Source organism: Actinomyces sp. HMSC065F12 (genome assembly GCF_001814535.1).
GTDB classification, from domain to species: domain Bacteria; phylum Actinomycetota; class Actinomycetes; order Actinomycetales; family Actinomycetaceae; genus Pauljensenia; species Pauljensenia radingae_A.
In genome coordinates, this window is record NZ_KV816940.1 from 1 (window position 1) to 17,948 (window position 17,948).

At 60.6% G+C, this 17,948-nt stretch carries 15 protein-coding genes; 3 read left to right on the top strand and 12 right to left on the bottom strand.

The window, feature by feature from the left end:
- Positions 1-206: hypothetical protein (locus HMPREF2975_RS12710; protein ID WP_227469074.1), on the top strand; the 206-nt coding region annotated here is incomplete at its 5' end.
- 87 nt (positions 207-293) lie between these two features.
- On the opposite strand, the gene tyrS is transcribed toward HMPREF2975_RS12710, so the two are convergent.
- Positions 294-1,562, bottom strand: coding sequence for a tyrosine--tRNA ligase (gene tyrS / locus HMPREF2975_RS00785; RefSeq protein ID WP_058236920.1), 1,269 nt, complete (start codon positions 1,560-1,562; stop codon positions 294-296).
- A gap of 121 nt (positions 1,563-1,683) precedes the next feature.
- On the bottom strand, positions 1,684-3,159 hold the full coding sequence (gene argH, locus HMPREF2975_RS00790; RefSeq protein WP_070725160.1) for an argininosuccinate lyase: 1,476 nt from the start codon (positions 3,157-3,159) through the stop codon (positions 1,684-1,686).
- A 91-nt stretch (positions 3,160-3,250) separates the two neighbouring features.
- Here argH and HMPREF2975_RS00795 point away from each other — a divergent pair, with 91 nt between their 5' ends.
- A complete protein-coding gene (locus HMPREF2975_RS00795; RefSeq protein ID WP_083314320.1) occupies positions 3,251-4,480 on the top strand; it encodes an arginine deiminase in 1,230 nt (409 codons plus the stop codon).
- Here HMPREF2975_RS00795 and HMPREF2975_RS00800 read toward each other — a convergent pair.
- The 10 genes from HMPREF2975_RS00800 to pheS form a co-directional block, all read right to left on the bottom strand.
- Positions 4,386-5,981 carry an O-antigen ligase family protein gene (locus HMPREF2975_RS00800; RefSeq protein ID WP_058236923.1) on the bottom strand — a complete coding sequence of 532 codons (1,596 nt, stop codon included), beginning with the start codon at positions 5,979-5,981 and terminating at the stop codon, positions 4,386-4,388. The two genes, HMPREF2975_RS00795 and HMPREF2975_RS00800, sit on opposite strands and share 95 nt — an antisense overlap.
- Positions 5,982-6,174: 193 nt before the next feature.
- Positions 6,175-7,413: an argininosuccinate synthase gene (locus tag HMPREF2975_RS00805; protein ID WP_070725162.1), complete on the bottom strand. Its 1,239-nt coding sequence runs from the start codon at positions 7,411-7,413 to the stop codon at positions 6,175-6,177.
- Positions 7,414-7,455: 42 nt separating this feature from the next.
- Positions 7,456-7,974 (bottom strand): arginine repressor, encoded by a 519-nt coding sequence (argR, locus tag HMPREF2975_RS00810; protein ID WP_058236925.1) that lies wholly within the window; start codon positions 7,972-7,974, stop codon positions 7,456-7,458.
- A complete protein-coding gene (locus HMPREF2975_RS00815) occupies positions 7,974-9,227 on the bottom strand; it encodes an acetylornithine transaminase (RefSeq protein ID WP_070725165.1) in 1,254 nt (417 codons plus the stop codon). The genes argR and HMPREF2975_RS00815 overlap by 1 nt, the downstream gene beginning before the upstream one ends.
- Entirely contained in the window at positions 9,224-10,126 is a 903-nt protein-coding gene (gene argB, locus HMPREF2975_RS00820) for an acetylglutamate kinase (protein WP_070725166.1), read from the bottom strand. Before argB ends, HMPREF2975_RS00815 begins: the two co-directional genes overlap by 4 nt.
- Positions 10,123-11,319, bottom strand: coding sequence for a bifunctional glutamate N-acetyltransferase/amino-acid acetyltransferase ArgJ (gene argJ / locus HMPREF2975_RS00825; RefSeq protein ID WP_070725168.1), 1,197 nt, complete (start codon positions 11,317-11,319; stop codon positions 10,123-10,125). Before argJ ends, argB begins: the two co-directional genes overlap by 4 nt.
- Positions 11,316-12,377 carry an N-acetyl-gamma-glutamyl-phosphate reductase gene (gene argC, locus HMPREF2975_RS00830; RefSeq protein ID WP_070725204.1) on the bottom strand — a complete coding sequence of 354 codons (1,062 nt, stop codon included), beginning with the start codon at positions 12,375-12,377 and terminating at the stop codon, positions 11,316-11,318. Before argC ends, argJ begins: the two co-directional genes overlap by 4 nt.
- Positions 12,378-12,441: 64 nt before the next feature.
- Entirely contained in the window at positions 12,442-12,963 is a 522-nt protein-coding gene (locus HMPREF2975_RS00835) for a flavodoxin domain-containing protein (RefSeq protein ID WP_070725169.1), read from the bottom strand.
- A gap of 181 nt (positions 12,964-13,144) precedes the next feature.
- Entirely contained in the window at positions 13,145-15,799 is a 2,655-nt protein-coding gene (gene pheT / locus HMPREF2975_RS00840) for a phenylalanine--tRNA ligase subunit beta (RefSeq protein WP_058236930.1), read from the bottom strand.
- A gap of 2 nt (positions 15,800-15,801) precedes the next feature.
- On the bottom strand, positions 15,802-16,887 hold the full coding sequence (gene pheS / locus HMPREF2975_RS00845; RefSeq protein WP_070725171.1) for a phenylalanine--tRNA ligase subunit alpha: 1,086 nt from the start codon (positions 16,885-16,887) through the stop codon (positions 15,802-15,804).
- A 176-nt stretch (positions 16,888-17,063) separates the two neighbouring features.
- Between pheS and panB the strand changes: the two genes are divergently transcribed.
- Positions 17,064-17,918 carry a 3-methyl-2-oxobutanoate hydroxymethyltransferase gene (gene panB / locus HMPREF2975_RS00850; protein WP_070725173.1) on the top strand — a complete coding sequence of 285 codons (855 nt, stop codon included), beginning with the start codon at positions 17,064-17,066 and terminating at the stop codon, positions 17,916-17,918.
- Positions 17,919-17,948: the final 30 nt, after the last annotated feature.

The following is a 17,948-nucleotide window of genomic DNA, read 5'->3' on the forward strand; positions in this document are numbered from 1 at the left end:
CGGGCGACAAGAAAATACTCTACGAACAATCGGGCGATCTGTCAAATGAGTGGGCCGGGATCTGCATCACAGATCCCGGCCCTTCGTCAGGTCTCACGTACCGATTGGCATTCTCACCACGCTCGTTGACGTTCTCATCGCGCCGGTCGATGTTCTCAATACGCCAGCTGGCATCGTCGATTCGCCACTCGACATTCTCAACGTAGCACTAAGCCGTGCCGTGTCAGTGGCAAGCATCGCGTTCAGGCCGGTTCACGGCCACCTGCACGCACCTCGGTTCAATCAGCACTTGTTCACTGATTGGCATGCACAACAGCAAGGTTGCGGCGCCCTCGTCGAATGAGCGCCAGACCGCCGGCGAGCAGGTCTGATGCTTCAATCGGGGCGTCTTCGTCTTCGACCTTGACATTGTTCAGATACGCACCACCGGATGCGACGGTACGGCGCGCAGCAGAGCGGCCCTTCTCCAGGCCCGACGCAATCAAGGCATCCACAATCGTGTCATGGCCAACGCGAATGCTACCGGATGGTAGTTCGCCAGTCGCAGCAACCAGCGTCTCTTCGTCAACTTCACGCAGATCTCCTCTGCCCCACAGCGCTTCTGTCGCAGCCTGCACGCGAGCGACTGCATCTGCACCGTGCACCAGCGTGGTGACCTTTTCGGCCAGCTCCTTCTGTCCTTCGCGAAGATGTGGACGCTCGGCAACCGACTGGGCAAGCTCTTCGATGCGTTCGCGGGAATCAAAGGTGAAGACCTTCAGCAACTTCACGACATCCTCATCCGCGACCTGCAGCCAGAACTGGTAGAACGCGTACGGGCTCATCATCTGAGGATCCAGCCAGATCGCGCCGCCCTCGGACTTGCCGAACTTGGTGCCGTCAGACTTCGTGATGATCGGTGTGGTCATCACATGCGTGGTGGCGCCCTCGACTCGGCGGATCAGTTCCACACCGCCAATCATGTTGCCCCACTGGTCGTTTCCGCCGGTTTCCAAGGTGCAGCCGTAGTTCCGGAACAGTTGCAGGTAGTCATGCGCCTGGAGGATCTGGTAGCTGAATTCGGTAAACGAGATTCCCTCTTCAGAATTCAGGCGGCGAGCGACGATATCTTTCGACAGCATGGTGCCGACTCGGAAGTACTGGCCCACGTCGCGCAGCAGGTCGATCGCGGACAGCTGGCTGGTCCAGTCAAGATTATTGACGAGGCGTGCCGCGGCCGGCCCGTCGAACTCAAGGAACTGCGAAAGCTGGGCGCGTAGTCTGTCCGCCCACTGTCCCACCACGTCGCGTGACTGAAGCTGGCGTTCACCGGACAGGCGCGGATCACCGATCATGCCCGTTGCGCCACCAACCAGTGCCAACGGCTTGTGGCCAGCGTTTTGCAGGTGCCGCATGAGAAGCACCTGCACCAGGTGACCGTGATGCAAAGAGGCGGCAGTTGGATCAAAACCGCAATAGAAGGTGACCGGACCAGCGTTCAGGTGCGCACGCAGCGCATCCAAATCCGTGTGCTGAGCAATCAGCCCACGCCACTGTAGTTCGTCCACTAAATCCTGTGTCACCGCTCTGCTCTCCTTATGATCGCGGTCGTGTTGGCTTTCTTCTCTCAGGTGCGCGCCAGGCAGACGTTCACCTACTGCGGTTAGCTTAGTCGGGTCGGGCCACCCTCGTCACACGTGTCCACTACGAATGAGACGACGCCACGCCCTCCTGAATCCAGGCGCGATGCGTGCTGGCCAGACGGGTCGCCTCGGACAACTGCTCGCGCACCCGGTCCGGCGCCGTTCCTCCTCGGGCATTGCGGGCAGCAACCGATCCCTCAACGCTGAGCACGTCGCGCACGTGAGGTGTCAGGTGCTCGCTGATCGCAGCAAATTCGTCATCGGTCAGGTCCCACAATTCCACGCCTCGTGCCTCTGCTTGGCGCACGCACGCACCGGACAGTTCGTGCGCCACTCTAAAAGGCACTCCCTGTTTGACGAGCCACTCGGCAATATCTGTAGCCAGCGAGAAACCCTGTGGTGCAAGCTGCGCCATTCGCTCGAAGTTCAGGCGCATCGTGGAGACCATTCCGGCAATGGCCGGCAGCAGCACGTCAAGCGTGTCGATCTGATCAAAGACAGGTTCCTTATCTTCCTGCAGGTCTCGATCGTAAGCCAGCGGGATTCCTTTGAGGACGCTCAGCAGCGCCGTGAGGTCACCGATCATGCGCCCGGCCTTGCCTCGTCCCAGTTCGGCCACGTCGGGATTCTTCTTCTGTGGCATGATCGATGAGCCCGTGGAGAACGAATCATCCAGAGTCACATAGTCGAATTCTCGGGTATTCCAGATGACGATTTCTTCGCACAGGGTCGATAGGTCGATTCCGATCATCGTCATGACGAAGGCGAACTCTGCAACCACGTCGCGCGAAGCTGTGCCGTCGATAGAGTTGGCGACACTGTCGGTAAAGCCCAGTTCCTCGGCAATGGTCTGTGGGTCCATTCCCAGCGTGTTTCCTGCCAGTGCGCCCGAACCGTACGGGCTGACGGCAGCTCGTTGATCCCAGTCACGCAGACGTTCCACATCGCGCAGTAAGGGCCACACATGTGCGCCGAGGTGATGGGCGACCAGAACGGGCTGCGCGTGCTGCATGTGAGTGCGTCCGGGCATGATCGCATCCCCCGCCAGGCGAGCCTGTTCGAGCAGCGCGTCCACAACGTCAAGTGTCAGCGCTCCAATGTGTCGCGCCTCGTCGCGCAGATACATGCGGATGAGCGTAGCGATCTGATCGTTGCGTGAGCGGCCGGCGCGCAACTTCCCACCCAGTTCAGCGCCCGCTTTGTCGATCAATGCGCGTTCGAGCGCAGTGTGCACGTCCTCGTCATCAGGGTCAGGGACGAGGGCGCCCGATGCGACTTCTGCGCTGAGTTCGTCGAGAGCGGATTCCATGCCGTCCAGTTCTTCGTCGGTCAGCAGCCCTGCTCTGTTTAGGGCGCGTGCATGAGCTTTCGAGCCGGCCAGATCAGCCTGGGCCAGCCGCCAGTCAAAGTGAGTTGACACGGACAATCTGGCAAGCGCCTGAGAGGGGCCGCCTGAAAATCGTCCACCCCACAATGCGACGGGACGGGCGGGAGACGATTGGCGTTGTGCTGCATCAAATGTCGAGTTTGCGCTCATAGTTTCATGATGCCTGTTCGCACGCCGCGATGCCAACATCGACACAGACAAAATGCATATACTCAGCACTGCAGCAATGTGAGGAGGAACAGTGGACGTCAATCCCCGTGTGGATTCCGAGATCGGTCGGCTGCGTGAGGTGATCGTGCACCGCCCCGGTCAGGAAGTCGAACGGCTCACTCCCCTCAATCATACTGAGCTTCTTTTTGATGATCTGATGGATCCGGGCCGTGCACGAGCTGAGCACGATCAGTTCGTCGAAGTCATGGAGGGCGAAGGCATCGAGGTGCACAAGCTGCGCACATTGTTGTCGCAGACACTGCACCACGAGCAGGCCCGCCAGGCGGTACTGGATCGCACGCTCAATGAACGCCGGCTCGGACCGGTGCTCACCCCTGCGCTGCGCGAATGGACGGCGGATCTGTCGGCAGATCGCCTGACCGCCATGTGTGTGGACGGTTTGACGGTCGATGAGTGGAAGAGCGTGTCGCCTGTGCGCTCGCTGGTGACACGCACGCTCGAAGATGAAGATTTCCTGATTCGTCCCCTGCCAAACCACCTGTTCACGAGGGATGCGTCTGCGTGGATTCACGGTGGTGTGGCCGTCAATTCGATGTCACGTCTGGCGCGCGAGCGCGAATCGCTGCACTATTCGGTTATCTACCAGTACCATCCACGTTTTGCCCCCTGGGATTTCCACTGGTGGTCGCGCGGCACATCAGGTGCTATTCGCAGTGCCGAGGGCGGCGACGCTCTGGTGGTGGGCGATGGGATCGGTGTGTTTGGCGTGTCGGAACGCACCACGCCGCAAGGTGTTGAGCGCTTGGCTGTCAAAATGTTCGAGGCCGGTCACGCCCACACGGTCCTGGCTGTCGTATTGCCGCATGTGCGTACCTTCATGCACTTGGACACAGTGTTGACGCAGGTCGACCGGGATGCTTTCTTGCTGTATCCGCGCTTGGGTGACGTGCGCACGATGACGTTGCGACCCGGCCCCGATGGGGGCGCTCCGATCGTCGAGGATATGCATTACGATCTTCGACGCGCACTGGAAGTGCTGATGGGCCGCTCGTTGCGTTTCATCAGTCCGGATGGCACCTTCTCCGACGTGGATCGCGAGCAGTGGAATGACGGTTTCAATGCGCTGGCGATTGCACCTGGCAAGGTGATTACCTATGATCGTTCCCCGCTGTGTAATGCTGCGTTGCGCCGCGCAGGCATCGATGTCATCGAGATTCAGGGGGCTGAGCTGGGACGCGGCCGCGGCGGTCCGCGCTGTATGTCGTGTCCTGTGGTGCGCGACCCCGTTGACCAGGACTAGGCGGGACCGGCAGGGACAATACCCCCACGCCCACTTCGCTGTCTTCCTGTTCGACCCTGACGACCAGCCATGTGGCCAGGGCGACGAACAGAATCCATGTGCCTTCGAATAGGAGGCGCGATTCAGTGAGGGACTGCACCAAAATGGCCGTCATCATCAGTGCCGGTGCCAGCGAGTACACGTCACCGTCGATACGGCGAATGGCGACGTGCAAGACGCGAATACCGATGACGCAGATGGCAATGACGAAGACGGCCAGGCCAATGAGTCCGGTCTGGAATGACACGTCCACGAATGCGTTGTGGGCGTGAGGCGTGGGCGCGCCGTCCTGACGAATCACCAGATCGCGATACATCGGGATCCACGGTGGCCACAGCATGACCCATCCCCACCCGCCGATGGGCCGTTGTTTCCACAGCTCAAACACTGCACGCCAGATGTCAGAGCGTCCCGTCAGGTCTGCGTCGCGACCGATAAACTCAGCGATCGGGGCGTACAGGAGCGCTCCGACGACGCTGACGATCAGCAGAGCCATCGCCGAAATTCGCAGGACGCGCTGCCGCCTGTGCGCGCGCACGCGCCGTAGAACGGTTCCAACCAGGAATACTCCGGCGCATGCCAGCAGCGCCACGAAAACGGTAGCTGACCGTGTCAGCGCCAGTGTCGCCGCGTAGAGGGCGAACCATGTGAGGGCACGCCTGGAGCTCATGCGTCGCGCGCGGAGCTGAATCACCGTGCAGATGATGCCGAACAGTGCGATTGCGGCCAGTGGGTTGCGGTTGCCGACAAACCCCTGGATGGGGCCACCTCTGAACAGTGCGGATTCAGTCCACAGCTGCGTGGCGCCCACGTTACCCTGGCCGCGCAGCCACACAGGAACGATCGGATGGCCGACAAAGATGGCGCACCATAGCTCCATCACCAGGCTGATTCCCACCGACCATCGCATCGCTGCGGCGAACGCGTCGATGAGGCGCTCCAGCGGCACCGCGATGGCGATCATGATTCCAATGAGAGCGCTCAGTGTGCTGCCCAGTGATGCTAACGCTGAGATCCCCGGATACTCGGCCCACAGGGCTGACATCCAGCACACCAGTAGGAATGCCGCGATCGTCCACGGGACACGGCGGATCGTCACGCGCCGCCCCGCAATGACAAACATCGCGATGAATACTGCTGCGGACAGCACGACGATGATGCCGTATCCGACCCATCCGATCAGCGCGCGAAATCCCGTTCCGCTGAATGTCAGGAAAAAGACCCAGGCAATCATGGGTTCGAGGTATTCGTTGGCGTGAGCACCCCACCGAAGTGTTGCATTCAGGCGTGCTCTGCGAATTGCCCACGTCAAGGTGCTGAGCGCCCAGCCGGCGTTTCGCAGCGGAGACGACATGGTGACGCGCAGCTCACGAGGGCGCACATCCGAGGAAGCCTCCCTCGTCACTGTCCGGTCAAGAAGACGCCGTGACGAGGAGGATGCGATCGCAAGGTGGTGCGCCATGTGTCCCCTCGAAAACCTGGTGGTGAAATGAAGAAGCGGAGGTTCGTGCCGTGGGCAGGGACAACCCCCGGCTTCGATGCCTCAGAATACGAGGGTACGAAAAACCGGGGGTAAGTCCTAATCGGTTCGATGAGGAGTCGGACGCTCTTTAGAAACGATCCGGTTACGGTTCGATCACGAGAGGAAGCGCCGACTAGTGCGCGTCCTCGTCGAAGTTCACACCGCGTCCGAAACGCACGTCGCGGGCTGCTGCCAGTTTGGCGCTCATTCCGTAGATTTCAATGAAGCCGCGCGAGTGGGACTGGTCGAAGGTATCGCCCGTCTCGTAGGTCGCAAGGTTGAAGTCGTACAGGGAGGAGTCGGAGCGTCGACCTGTCACCGTTGCTCGCCCACCGTGCAGCGTCATGCGAATGTCACCACTGACGTAGGTCTGCGTGTTCTCGATGAAAGCGTCCAGCGCATTCTTGAGCGGTGAGTACCACTGCGCGTCGTAGACGAGTTCGGACCAGCGTTCGTCCACGCGGCGCTTGTAGCGTGCCAGTTCGCGCTCGACGGTGACGTTTTCAAGCTCCTGGTGAGCGGCGATCAGGGCCACGGCTCCTGGTGCTTCATATATTTCACGCGACTTGATGCCCACCAGGCGGTCCTCGACAATGTCGATACGGCCGATGCCCTGCGCGCCAGCGCGGCGGTTCATTTCCTGAACGGCTTCCAGAGGAGTCACGGCACGCCCATCGATGGCGACGGGGACACCCTGCTCGAAAGTGATGACTACCTCGTCAGGAAGTGGCGGGTAGGTCGGGTCGTCGGTGTAGTTGTACACGTCCTTGGTCGGCGCGTTCCAGATGTCTTCAAGGAACCCTGTTTCGATGGCACGACCCCACACGTTCTGGTCGATCGAGAAGGGATTGTGTTTCGTCGTCTCAATGGGCAGATTGTGCTTGTTGGCGTAGTCGATGGCCACGTCGCGGGTCAACGCGAGGTCACGCACGGGAGCGATCGTTTTCAGGTCAGGAGCCATCGATGTGAGGGATACTTCGAAGCGGACCTGGTCGTTGCCTTTGCCGGTGCAGCCGTGTGCCACGGTGATGGCGCCGAATTGCCGTGCGGCGCGCACCAGGTGCTTAACGATCAGCGGGCGTGACAGCGCAGATACGAGGGGGTAGCGCCCCTGGTACAGTCCGTTGGCTTTCAGCGCGGGCATGCAGTAGTCGAAAGCAAACTCTTCCTTCGCATCTGCGACGTATGCTTCCACGGCGCCGCAGTCGAGGGCGCGTTGGCGGATCACCTCCAGGTCTTCGCCGCCCTGCCCCACGTCAACGGCAACGGCAACCACTTCCATACCTGTCTGCTGTTCGATCCAGCCGATTGCAACAGAGGTGTCAAGCCCACCGGAGTAGGCCAGTACAACGCGGTCTTTGTGTTCACTCATTTCGTTTCTACCCTTTGATTGTCGTACTCGAATGATTCACGCTTATTGGCGAGGCTCGACCAGTGCGATCAGTGTTGACTGAAGTTCCACGGCGTCCTCAGTGCTGCGACATGCGACGAAAATAGTGTCATCTCCTGCCACGGTGCCAACGACTCCCTCGAGCCGCGCGGTGTCGATGGCTGATCCGAGCAGGTTGGCTGCGCCCACTGGTGTGCGCACAACCAGGAATGTGCCGGCGGTGTCTACTGCAACGAGCAGGTCCTGAGCCCATCGCTCCAGGCGTGCCAGTGATTCTTCTCCACGACGCGTCTGTTCCCCGTCCAGGTCCGGCACTGAATAGATCTGTTTACCTGAGGCCGTGCGAATCTTCGTGGCGTGCATCTCCACGAGGTCACGTGACAAAGTGGCCTGCGTCGTTTCGATACCCAGCACGGCCAGTGCTTCACGCAGTTCCTTCTGAGAGGAGATCTGCTGATCGGCAAGGATGTCCACAATGGCTCCGCGTCGAGCGGTGCGTGACGACGGGATGCCTTGCGTGTCAGGGCCGGCGTGGTCTGTCATCAGTCCTCCTTGTGTGCGTGGCCGAGTGTCTGCCGGGCGCTGTGAACCAATGCAGGCAGAGCCTCAGTGAAGGACTGAGCCTGCTGGTCTGACAGCGTTAACGGTGGTGCCAGACGGATTGTATGGGCGTTTGGCGCATTAATGATAAATCCTTCGTCAGCTGCATGGCGCACAAGCGCACTGGCGCACGGTTCATTAAATTCGACCGCAATAAGCAGGCCGCGTCCGCGCACCTCGCGCACCGCCGCTCCGCCTGCCTCACGCAGTTCGGCGCGCCACTGTTCACCCAGTGTGAGGGCGTGTGCCAGCAACGCATCGTTTTCGATGGTGTCGATGACGGCCAGGCCTGCGGCGGCGCACACCGGGTTGCCGCCAAAAGTCGTGCCGTGCATTCCCTGGGTCAGGATCGATCCAGCCTGGCCGATACCGACGCAGGCTCCAATCGGCATGCCTCCACCTAGTCCTTTGGCGAGGGTGACGACGTCGGGCGTGATTCCTGCATGGTGGTGCGCCATCCACTGTCCGGTGCGTCCCATGCCGCTTTGTACTTCGTCAACGACCATCAGTGCGCCGATCTCATTGCAGCGCCGACGCACGGCCTGAAGGTACTCATCACTGAGCGGGTAGACGCCTGCTTCTCCCTGGATGGGTTCAACGATGATGCCTGCCACGCCTTGGGTCAGGTGGCGGTCGAGTGCGTCCATATTGTTCGGCTCAATGAATTCGATTCCTTCGAGCAACGGTGCAAATGGAGTGCGGTAAGCCTCTTTCCAGGTCACTGAGAGTGCGCCCGCTGAGCGTCCGTGGAATGCGCCAGTCAACGCAATGATGCGAGGTGTCGTGTCGACAGAAAAGCCCTTGGTACCCTCGTCGATCTTCGTGTTGCCCCAGGTGCGGATCATTTTGATGGCGCACTCGTTGGACTCAGTTCCCGAATTGGTGAAAAAGACACGTGATCCGTCTGGAACGGCGTCCGCGCACACGATGCCGAGAACGCGTTCGGCCAGTTCAATCTGCGGCGGTGTGGCAAAGAAATTGGAGACGTGATCCAGTGTTGCCAGTTGCGTACTCACTGCGCGCTCAATGGCCGGGTGGCAACGTCCCAGCACGTTGACGGCAATTCCGCCCAGCAGGTCCAGGTACTCTGCTCCGGTGTCGTCCACAACCGTGCAGCCCTGTGCACGCGTGAGGATACGCTGAGGAGGTCCAAATGTGTCCATGAGCGCCTCATGGTAGCGATTTTCCCAGGTCATTGATCCTCCCCTTCATTTCCGTCGGTGGTGATCATCGTTCCGACGCCCTCGTCAGTAAAGACTTCCAGCAGCATGGAGTGCGGCTGGCGGCCGTCGATGACGTGGACACGCGGCACACCCTGTTCGAGGGCGGCCAGCGCAGCAGTCATCTTCGGCGCCATCCCCGAATCAAGGGTGGGAACGAGGGCGGCCAGTTCACTGCGCGAAAGGCGACTGATCAGAGAGTTTGGATCCGGATAGTTTGCGTAGAGTCCTTCCACGTCGGTCAACATGATGAGCTTTTCAGCACCGATCGCGCCAGCCAGTGCTGCTGCAGCAGAATCGGCGTTAATGTTGAGCACTCCAGATGGCGCATCCTGGTTGGGTGCAACGGAGGAGACTACCGGGATGAAACCCGAATCCACCAGCGCCATCAGTGGCTGGGCGTTGACGTGGGTAATAGTTCCCACCAATCCAATATCAACGGCTTCACCATCGACCCATGCGGGTGTGCGTTGAGCCTGGAACAGACCCGCGTCTTCTCCTGCCAGTCCGATGGCCTGGTAACCCTGAACGTTAAGCAGGCTGACCAGTTCGCGCTGTACTTTTCCAATCAGCACCATGCGCACAATCTCCATGACGTCCTCGGTGGTGACCCGCAGCCCTTTGGTGAAGGGCGCATCAAGGCCCACCCGGGACAGCATCTGGTTGATCTGAGGACCACCGCCGTGAACGACGACCGACTTGACACCCCACTGGTGCAAGAAAAGGACATCCTGGGCAAATGCGTGCATGAGTGAGTCGTCCACCATCGCATTGCCGCCATACTTGATCACGACATACTTGCCGCGGTGGTGACGCAGCCACGGCATTGTTTCCAGCAAAATAGCGGTCTTATCCCGCGCTGTCAGTGTGGTCATGATGAGTACGCGCTGTTCTCGTGGACGTAGTCGTAGGTCAGGTCGGAGGTGATGACGGTGGCACTGGCTGAACCATTGTGCAGATCGACCTCAATACTGACCTGCCGATCCGTCATGTCGACGAGGTCTCGCGACTGCCCCACTCCCCCTGCCTGGCAGACCTGCACACCGTTGAAACTCACGTCAATGGCATCCGGGTCAAATGGTGCGACCTCTTCAGGGATTGTGCCGATTTCTGACAGGACACGCCCCCAGTTCGGGTCATTGCCGAATATGGCGGCTTTGAGCAGGTTCGATCGCGCGACGGCACGGGCGATAATCTCGGCTGCTTCTTCACTGTGTGAACCGCGCACGGTGATGTCGATGTCATGAGTGGCGCCCTCGGCGTCCGCAATGAGCTGGCGTGCCAGCGTTGCGCAGGCGCTGCGCAGATGTTCGGTCAGTTCCTGTGCATCGGCGCGGTGACCGGATGCTCCAGAAGCCAGTACAATGACGGTGTCATTGGTGGAGCGGCATCCATCTGAGTCCACGCGGTTAAACGTCGTGCGGACCGCTTCACGCAAGGCGGCGTCAAGTTCACGCTGGTCAACGACTGCATCGGTTGTCAGGACGCACAGCATGGTCGCCAGTGCCGGCGCGAGCATACCTGCACCTTTCGCCATTCCTCCGACTGTGTAGCCGTCTGCATGAATCTCGATCGTCTTGTTCACGGTATCGGTGGTTCGGATGGCATCGGCAGCGTTGGCTCCCGCTTCAGGCGTATCAGCAAGTTCGCCCACCGCCATATCAATTCCGCTGATTACTGCCTCCATCGGCAGCAGCTCACCGATCAAACCGGTGGAGCACACACCGACCTGCATGCTGTCGGCCAGGCTGAGTGCCTGCGCGACGTGGTCGGCCATCTGTTGGGCGTCACGTGCGCCCTGCTCGCCCGTGCAGGCGTTCGCTCCCCCGGAGTTCAACACGACGGCACTGACAGTGCCCGCGGCGAAGTGTGCGCGGGAAAGATGGACGGGAGCAGCGGCGACGCGGTTGGAGGTAAAGACTGCTGCCGAGGCGCGAAGCTCGGTCGGTCCGGTGTTGACGACGAGGGCAACGTCACGGTTACCGCTGGCTTTGATCCCTGCGTGAACCCCTGATGCGAGAAATCCCTGAGGTGCTGTCACGCCGGCCAATGGTGCTGTCTGGTTCATGGTGTCACTCCGATGGTGGGGATTCCGGTCAGTTCAGGCAGGCCGAGCGCAAGGTTTGCGCTCTGGATGGCTGCACTCGCAGTTCCTTTACCGAGGTTGTCGAGTGCGCAGATAGTGACAAGACTGTGGGCACGTTCGTCAATCACTGCATTGACGAGGGCACAGCCGGTCGCGTTGACAGGCGCAGTGGACGGCCAGGGTGCCTCGTGGCTGACACCGATCAGCGGCTCATTATCGTAGATGCTGTAGGCGTGGGCCACGTCATCTGCACTGACGGATGCGTGCAGCGGTGCCACCACTGTCGCCACGATGCCGCGAGCTGTGGGGACCAGAACGGGCGTGAATGTCAGGCGAACGTCGTCCGCCCCGCTGATGCGCAGGTTCTGGATGATTTCGGGGATGTGCCGGTGGGTCCCTCCCACGCCGTAAGGCACGATCGCGCCGAGTGCCTCGGAGGCCAGCAGATGCTGTTTGGGTGATCGACCGGCACCTGAATAACCCACTGACAAGGTGGCGCATAGGGTGGGTTCGACGATGTGCGCGGCGATGGCTGGCTGTATTGCCAGGGTGACTGCTGTCGCATTGCAGCCGGGCACGGCGATCTGACCGGCGTGTGCGAGGGCGTCGCGTTGACGTGTCATCTGTGTTTCGCCGCTGTGCAGCAACTCTGGCATTCCATAGGTCCACGGTTCGGCTGCGTCGGTGCCGTAGTAGCGATGCCATTCGTCTGCATCGGTCAGTCGATGGTCGGCAGCGCAGTCGATGATCAGTGCTGACGTGCCTGCGCGTGCGAGCTCATCGGAAAGTCGGGGGGAGTGTCCGTGTGGCAGGGCCAGGAAAATCACATCAACGCCGCCGAGAGCCTGGGCTGTTGTTTCCTGGATCACCAGCGCACCTTGGGGCCCAGTGATGTTCGGATGCATCTGTGCCAGGGTGTTGCCGGCGGAAGATGCTCCCGTAACTATGCTGAGCGTGATGTCAGGATGCGCGGTAAGGAGGCGTGCGATTTCGCCTCCTGCGTATCCCGATACTCCTGCAATAGCTGCCCGAAAATTCATATGCATGACTATACACAGTCATGCATAATTTGCATAACGGGTGTCCTCTATATGGACACCAGGACTACTGAGCGTCCGACTCCTGCGGTGCCGTATTACCCGACTTCAGATCCTGTGCTATCTCATCTGCCCACTGATCCACTTCGTCCCACGGCCGAAAATCACCTTCTACCGCACCGGCAAGGCGCGCGATGGTGCGCTCACGCAGTGACAGGCGCGAGGGGTCGTAACGACCCGGGAACTTCTGGTGGTGAACAATCGGCACCTTCATCAGCACCGGACCAATGCGCGAGGGATCCTGCAGCGAATGCTTCGGCACTCCGGACAGACCCACTGAAAAAGCCCACACTGGCATCGACAGCAGGTTCGGGCGAAAACGCTCCATGAAATCGTTCGCCTGCGCCATCCACTGCGTCATGTACACGGCTGAACCGCACACAACAGCATCGTAGGATTCCAGAGACTTCACATCCTCCGGATTGATCATCTCGACATCGAAGTCGTGCGAGCGCAGACGGTCAGAGATACGTTCGGCAACCTCACGGGTTGCACCATGTTTTGACGAAGCAGTGACGAGGATTTTCATAATCCCAGTATGGACGCTTTGGCGCGCCAATGTGAGCCGAATCGGTCAAGAAGTCGCAAATACTGCCCTGCTGTGCATACGTTTCAGACTCTGAGCAGGACTAACGCCCGAGCACACGCGTATGCGCCAGTGCGGCCGGCGCTTCACGCACCGGCCGCACTGATCACGATTCGCGCATTCGTTATGCGCGAAGTTGCGCCCCGAGCGTCTTACCTGTGCGAGAAATGATGTCGTTGCGTGTGCGCGTAACCTCATCTGCACTCAGCGTGCGATCATCGGCACGCAGTTTCACAGTGAAGGCCAGCGAGCGGTGACCGTCGGGAACCTGGTCGCCCTCGTAAATGTCAAAGAGGGATACCTCTTCGGCCAGGGCACCTGCCGCCTGGCGAATCACCTGAGCAACGCGGGCAACGGGAATGTCATTGGCGACAACCAGTGCGAAGTCTTCTTTTGCCACCGGGAACGTTGACACGCCGCTCACCTGGATTGGTTCTTCCGCCATATGCGCCACCAGCGCGTCGACGTCCAGCTCCAGTGCGCATGAGCGCTTGGGTAAACCGAATGCCTCACATACACGCGGGTGAAGTTCGCCGGCTCGCGCCACAACAGTCAGAGTCTTGCCGTTGCGGACGAAAACCTGCGCCATCCTGCCTGGATGCCACGGTGCCACTGCGTGCGGGTCACTGCTCGCCTGAGGCATCGGCGGCCCCTTGCGCACGGGGGTAGATTCAGGAAGCCAGCCGCGTGCTGTTTCCACCTTGACGCCCAGTGACTGTGCGACGCGCCAGACGAGGTCGATGGCATCGGCCCAGTCGTAGACGCGGGGCTGCTCGAACACCCCGTTACCTGTGGCATTTCCGCACAAGATTGCTCCCACATGCCACGGCTGCGAGGGAACGCCGGCCTGGAGCTGAGCTTCCACCTCGGCAGAGGGACGCTGCTCAGCGGACGGCAGATCGGATGGAACCGTTCCTGCCGGGCGCACAACCTTCGCAATCTCAAAGACCGCGATGTGGTTCATACCGCGTGACATGTTGCGTCCGGCAACATCGAGCAGCGTGTCCAGGATGCGTGTACGCAGCAGCGGCGCATCGTCGGCCAGCGGATTGCGCAGGCGCACTGCCTGACGGTTCGGGTCATCGGCAGCCAGCTGCTGGCGGTCATGGGCAGCAGTGGACATGAAGGGGTAGGACTCTGCCTCGGTCAGTCCAGCATTGGCCAGGACGCGTGCGACGTCACGGCGAGCCTTCTGCGCCGTGGTCAAGCCGTGTCCAGCGGGGGCTTGCGGCAGGATTGACGGGATCTCATCGTATCCGTGCAGGCGCGCGACCTCTTCGACCAGGTCGGCAGGCCCGGTCAGGTCAGGTCGCCAGCTCGGAGGTGTCACCTGCCATTGGGCCTCGCTGTCCTCGCCATGAACCTGGCAGCCGATTGTTTCCAGCAGTTCGCGAATGCGTGCCGGAGGCAATTCGAGTCCGGTCAGGCGCTGCGTCTCACTCACTTTCATGTCGATCGGTCGAGCTTCGGGCACGGTATTGACCTCGAACACGTGGGGGTCAGCCCGTCCCCCGCCGTATTCTTCAAGCAGCGCGCAAGCCCGGGCAATCGCGACGGGCGGAATCGCCGGATCCGAACCGCGTTCGAAACGCTTCGAGGCTTCAGAGGCCAGGAAGTGGCGTCGGGACGTGCGCGCAATTGAAATGGAATCAAAGTGCGCAGCTTCGAGGACCAGGTCTGTTGTCCCCTCAGTGATTTCAGAGTCGAGGCCGCCCATCACTCCGGCAAGTCCTATAATGCGCGATCCATGCTGGCCTTGTGGAGAATCCGTGATAAGCAGGTCTTCGTCGTTCAGTGCGCGATCTTCACCATCGAGGGTGACGAGATGTTCACCTTCTTCAGCTCTGCGCACCACGATGGGTGCTGCCACAGAACCGAGGTCGTAAGCGTGCATCGGCTGGCCCAGATCCAACATGATGTAGTTGGTGACGTCGACGGGCAGGCTGATTGAGCGCATGCCTGCCATCTCCAGGCGCTCCACCATCCATTTGGGCGTCTGAGCGTGCGTGTCGACGCCGCGCACGATGCGTGTAACGAAGCGGTCGCACCCGACGTGGTCGCGGATCGGGCGCTTGTCCTCAACTTCCACGCTCAAAGCTGAGTCGGAGTGTTCGGGCAGGTCAAGGCCATCGGGCAGACCGGGATCAGTCAGGGTTGCTCCCGTTGAGTGGGAGTATTCGCGCGCCACGCCACGCATGGAGAAGCAGTAGCCACGGTCAGGGGTGACGTTGATTTCGAGGACCTCTTCCCCCAGTCCCAGCAGTGGGATCACATCTGATCCGGGAGCGGGGATCTGGTCGGCATCGAACTTGTCGGTCAGAACGAGGATGCCGTTGTGGTCCTCCCCGAGGCCCAGTTCGCGCTCCGAACAGATCATGCCGTCAGAGATGTGACCGTAGGTTTTGCGGGCAGAGATCTCGAAGGGGCCGGGCAGAACTGCGCCCGGCAGGCTGACGACCACCAGGTCGCCCACATCAAAATTGTGAGCACCGCAGATGATGCCGCGACTGGGCAGGTCAGATGGCTCTTTCCCAGTTCCCGGCTCGTCGTTGTGCTGGCCGACATCGACGCGGCAGTAGTTGATGACTTTGCCGTTGGATTGTTCTTTCGGCTCGCGTGTGAGCACTTTGCCCACGACAAGCGGGCCCGTCACGCGGGCGGGATGAATTGTTTCTTCCTCCAGGCCCACTTTCACCAGCGCTGCGGCCAGTTGCGGAACCGTCACGGAGGCGGGAATTTCTACGTGGTCACGAAGCCACGACAATGGAACCATAGGCATGTTCAGTGTCCCCTTCCGTTGAGTCCGAACTGCTGGGAGAAGCGCACGTCTCCCTCGACGATGTCGTGCATATCAGCGATGCCGTGACGCAGCATGAGCGTGCGTTCAATACCCATGCCGAATGCGAAACCGGAATACTCGTCAGGGTCGACGCCGCAGGCGCGCAGCACGTTTGGGTTGACCATGCCGCAGCCACCCCATTCAATCCAGCCGGGGCCGCCCTTCTTCTGCGGGAACCACAGATCCATCTCGGCGCTCGGTTCAGTGAAAGGAAAGAAGCTGGGGCGCAACCGCGTGCGCGCGTCAGGGCCGAACATCTGGCGCGCAAAGTGATCCAGCGTTCCCTTCAGGTGCGCCATCGTCAGGTGGCGATCAACTGCCAGACCCTCAACCTGGTGGAAAACAGGTGTATGTGTCGCGTCGAGCGCGTCGGAGCGGAATACCTTACCGGGGCATGCGACGTAGAGCGGAACACCGCGAGCGAGCATGGAGCGGGCCTGAACTGGCGAGGTGTGCGTGCGCATCACCAGGTGACCGTCATCCTCGTGGTCGCCACCGACGGAGCGGCCATCGACGTAGAGGGTGTCCTGCATCTGGCGAGCCGGGTGGTCAATGTCGAAGTTCAGCGCATCGAAGTTGAACCATTCGTGCTCGATTTCCGGGCCTTCTGCGATGTCCCATCCCATCGACACAAACAGGTCGGCCACTTCCTCCATCAAGGTTTCCAGAGGGTGACGCGCGCCCAGACTCTGGCGCCCGGTCGGCACCGTTACGTCCACGGCTTCCGTCTCCAGCGCGCGGGCTTCCTCTTCGTCGCGCAGCACTGATTCACGTTCGGACAGCGCAGTGGCGAGTTGCTTGCGGGCACCGCCCAGTGTCTTGCCTGCCTGCGCACGGTCAGCGGGGTCCAGTGACCCGATCGTGCGGTTAGCCTGGATCAGGGGTGCCTGATCACCCATCACCTGCGTGCGAACGGTCTTGAGTTGGGCCAGCGAACTCGCCTCACTGATACGCGCCAGCGCATCAGTGACGAGGGCGCTCACCGCTTCACCGTCAAGCGGATTGAGCTCAGGAGCACAGTCAGCCATATCCTGCTTCCTCGGTCGAAATTGACAATCGGTCATACGGGAAAACTCCACGTTTCCTCTTCCCCCATATTAGCCGTCGAAGCGAGTCCGCCCATTCGTCGCCATTGGCTGGACAGTTCACTGAGCGCGATCGCGTGTAAGCCCGGTGCACTGACGAAAGCGTCTAGGCTACAGATATGAGTTCACTTGCGCCCTCCGACGCTGCGGCCGTTGATACGGTCCCCGCGCCGACGAAACCGAAAAAAGTTCGCGTCCACCACCTTGCTCAAGCTAAGCAGCAGGGCCGAAAACTCACGATGTTGACAGCTTATGATGCGCTTATTGCCCCGCTGCTGGATGCGGCAGGTGTTGACATGCTGCTGGTGGGTGATTCCTACGGCAACGTGATGTTGGGGTATGACTCCACGTTGCGCGTCACGTTGGACGACATGGTTCGAGCAACTTCAGCAGTGGCACGTTCCACACGCCGCGCCCTGGTAGTGGCAGACCTTCCGTTCGCAACGTACGAGGCCAGTGCACAGCAGGCGTTTGAATCGGCTTCCCAATTGATGCGCGCTGGTGCCCATGCGGTCAAACTCGAGGGAGGCCGACCGCGCGTGGAAGCTGTCCGACTACTGAGCCAGTCCGGTATTCCCGTCGTCGGACACCTGGGGTACACGCCGCAATCAGAGAACACGATCGGCGGTCCGCGTATGCGTGGCCGTGGCGATCAGCGCGATGCGATGATTGCTGACGCGCTGGCTTTGCAGGATGCCGGTGCGATTGCCGTTGTGTTGGAGATGGTGCCTGACAACGTGGCCATTGACGTCACTGCTGCGCTGGAGATTCCCACTATTGGTATCGGTGCTGGCCCGCACACCGATGGGCAGGTACTGGTGTGGTCGGACATGGTGGGGATGCAGGAATGGGTTCCCTCGTTCGTCCATCGTTTCGCGCAGATCGGGCGTGAGATCACGGCGGCTGCTGCCGAGTATGTGGAAAGTGTGGAAGATGGCACATTTCCTGCTCCGGAGAATTATCACCAGCAGTGACATCCCAGCACTGGTCGGCAAAAGATCTAG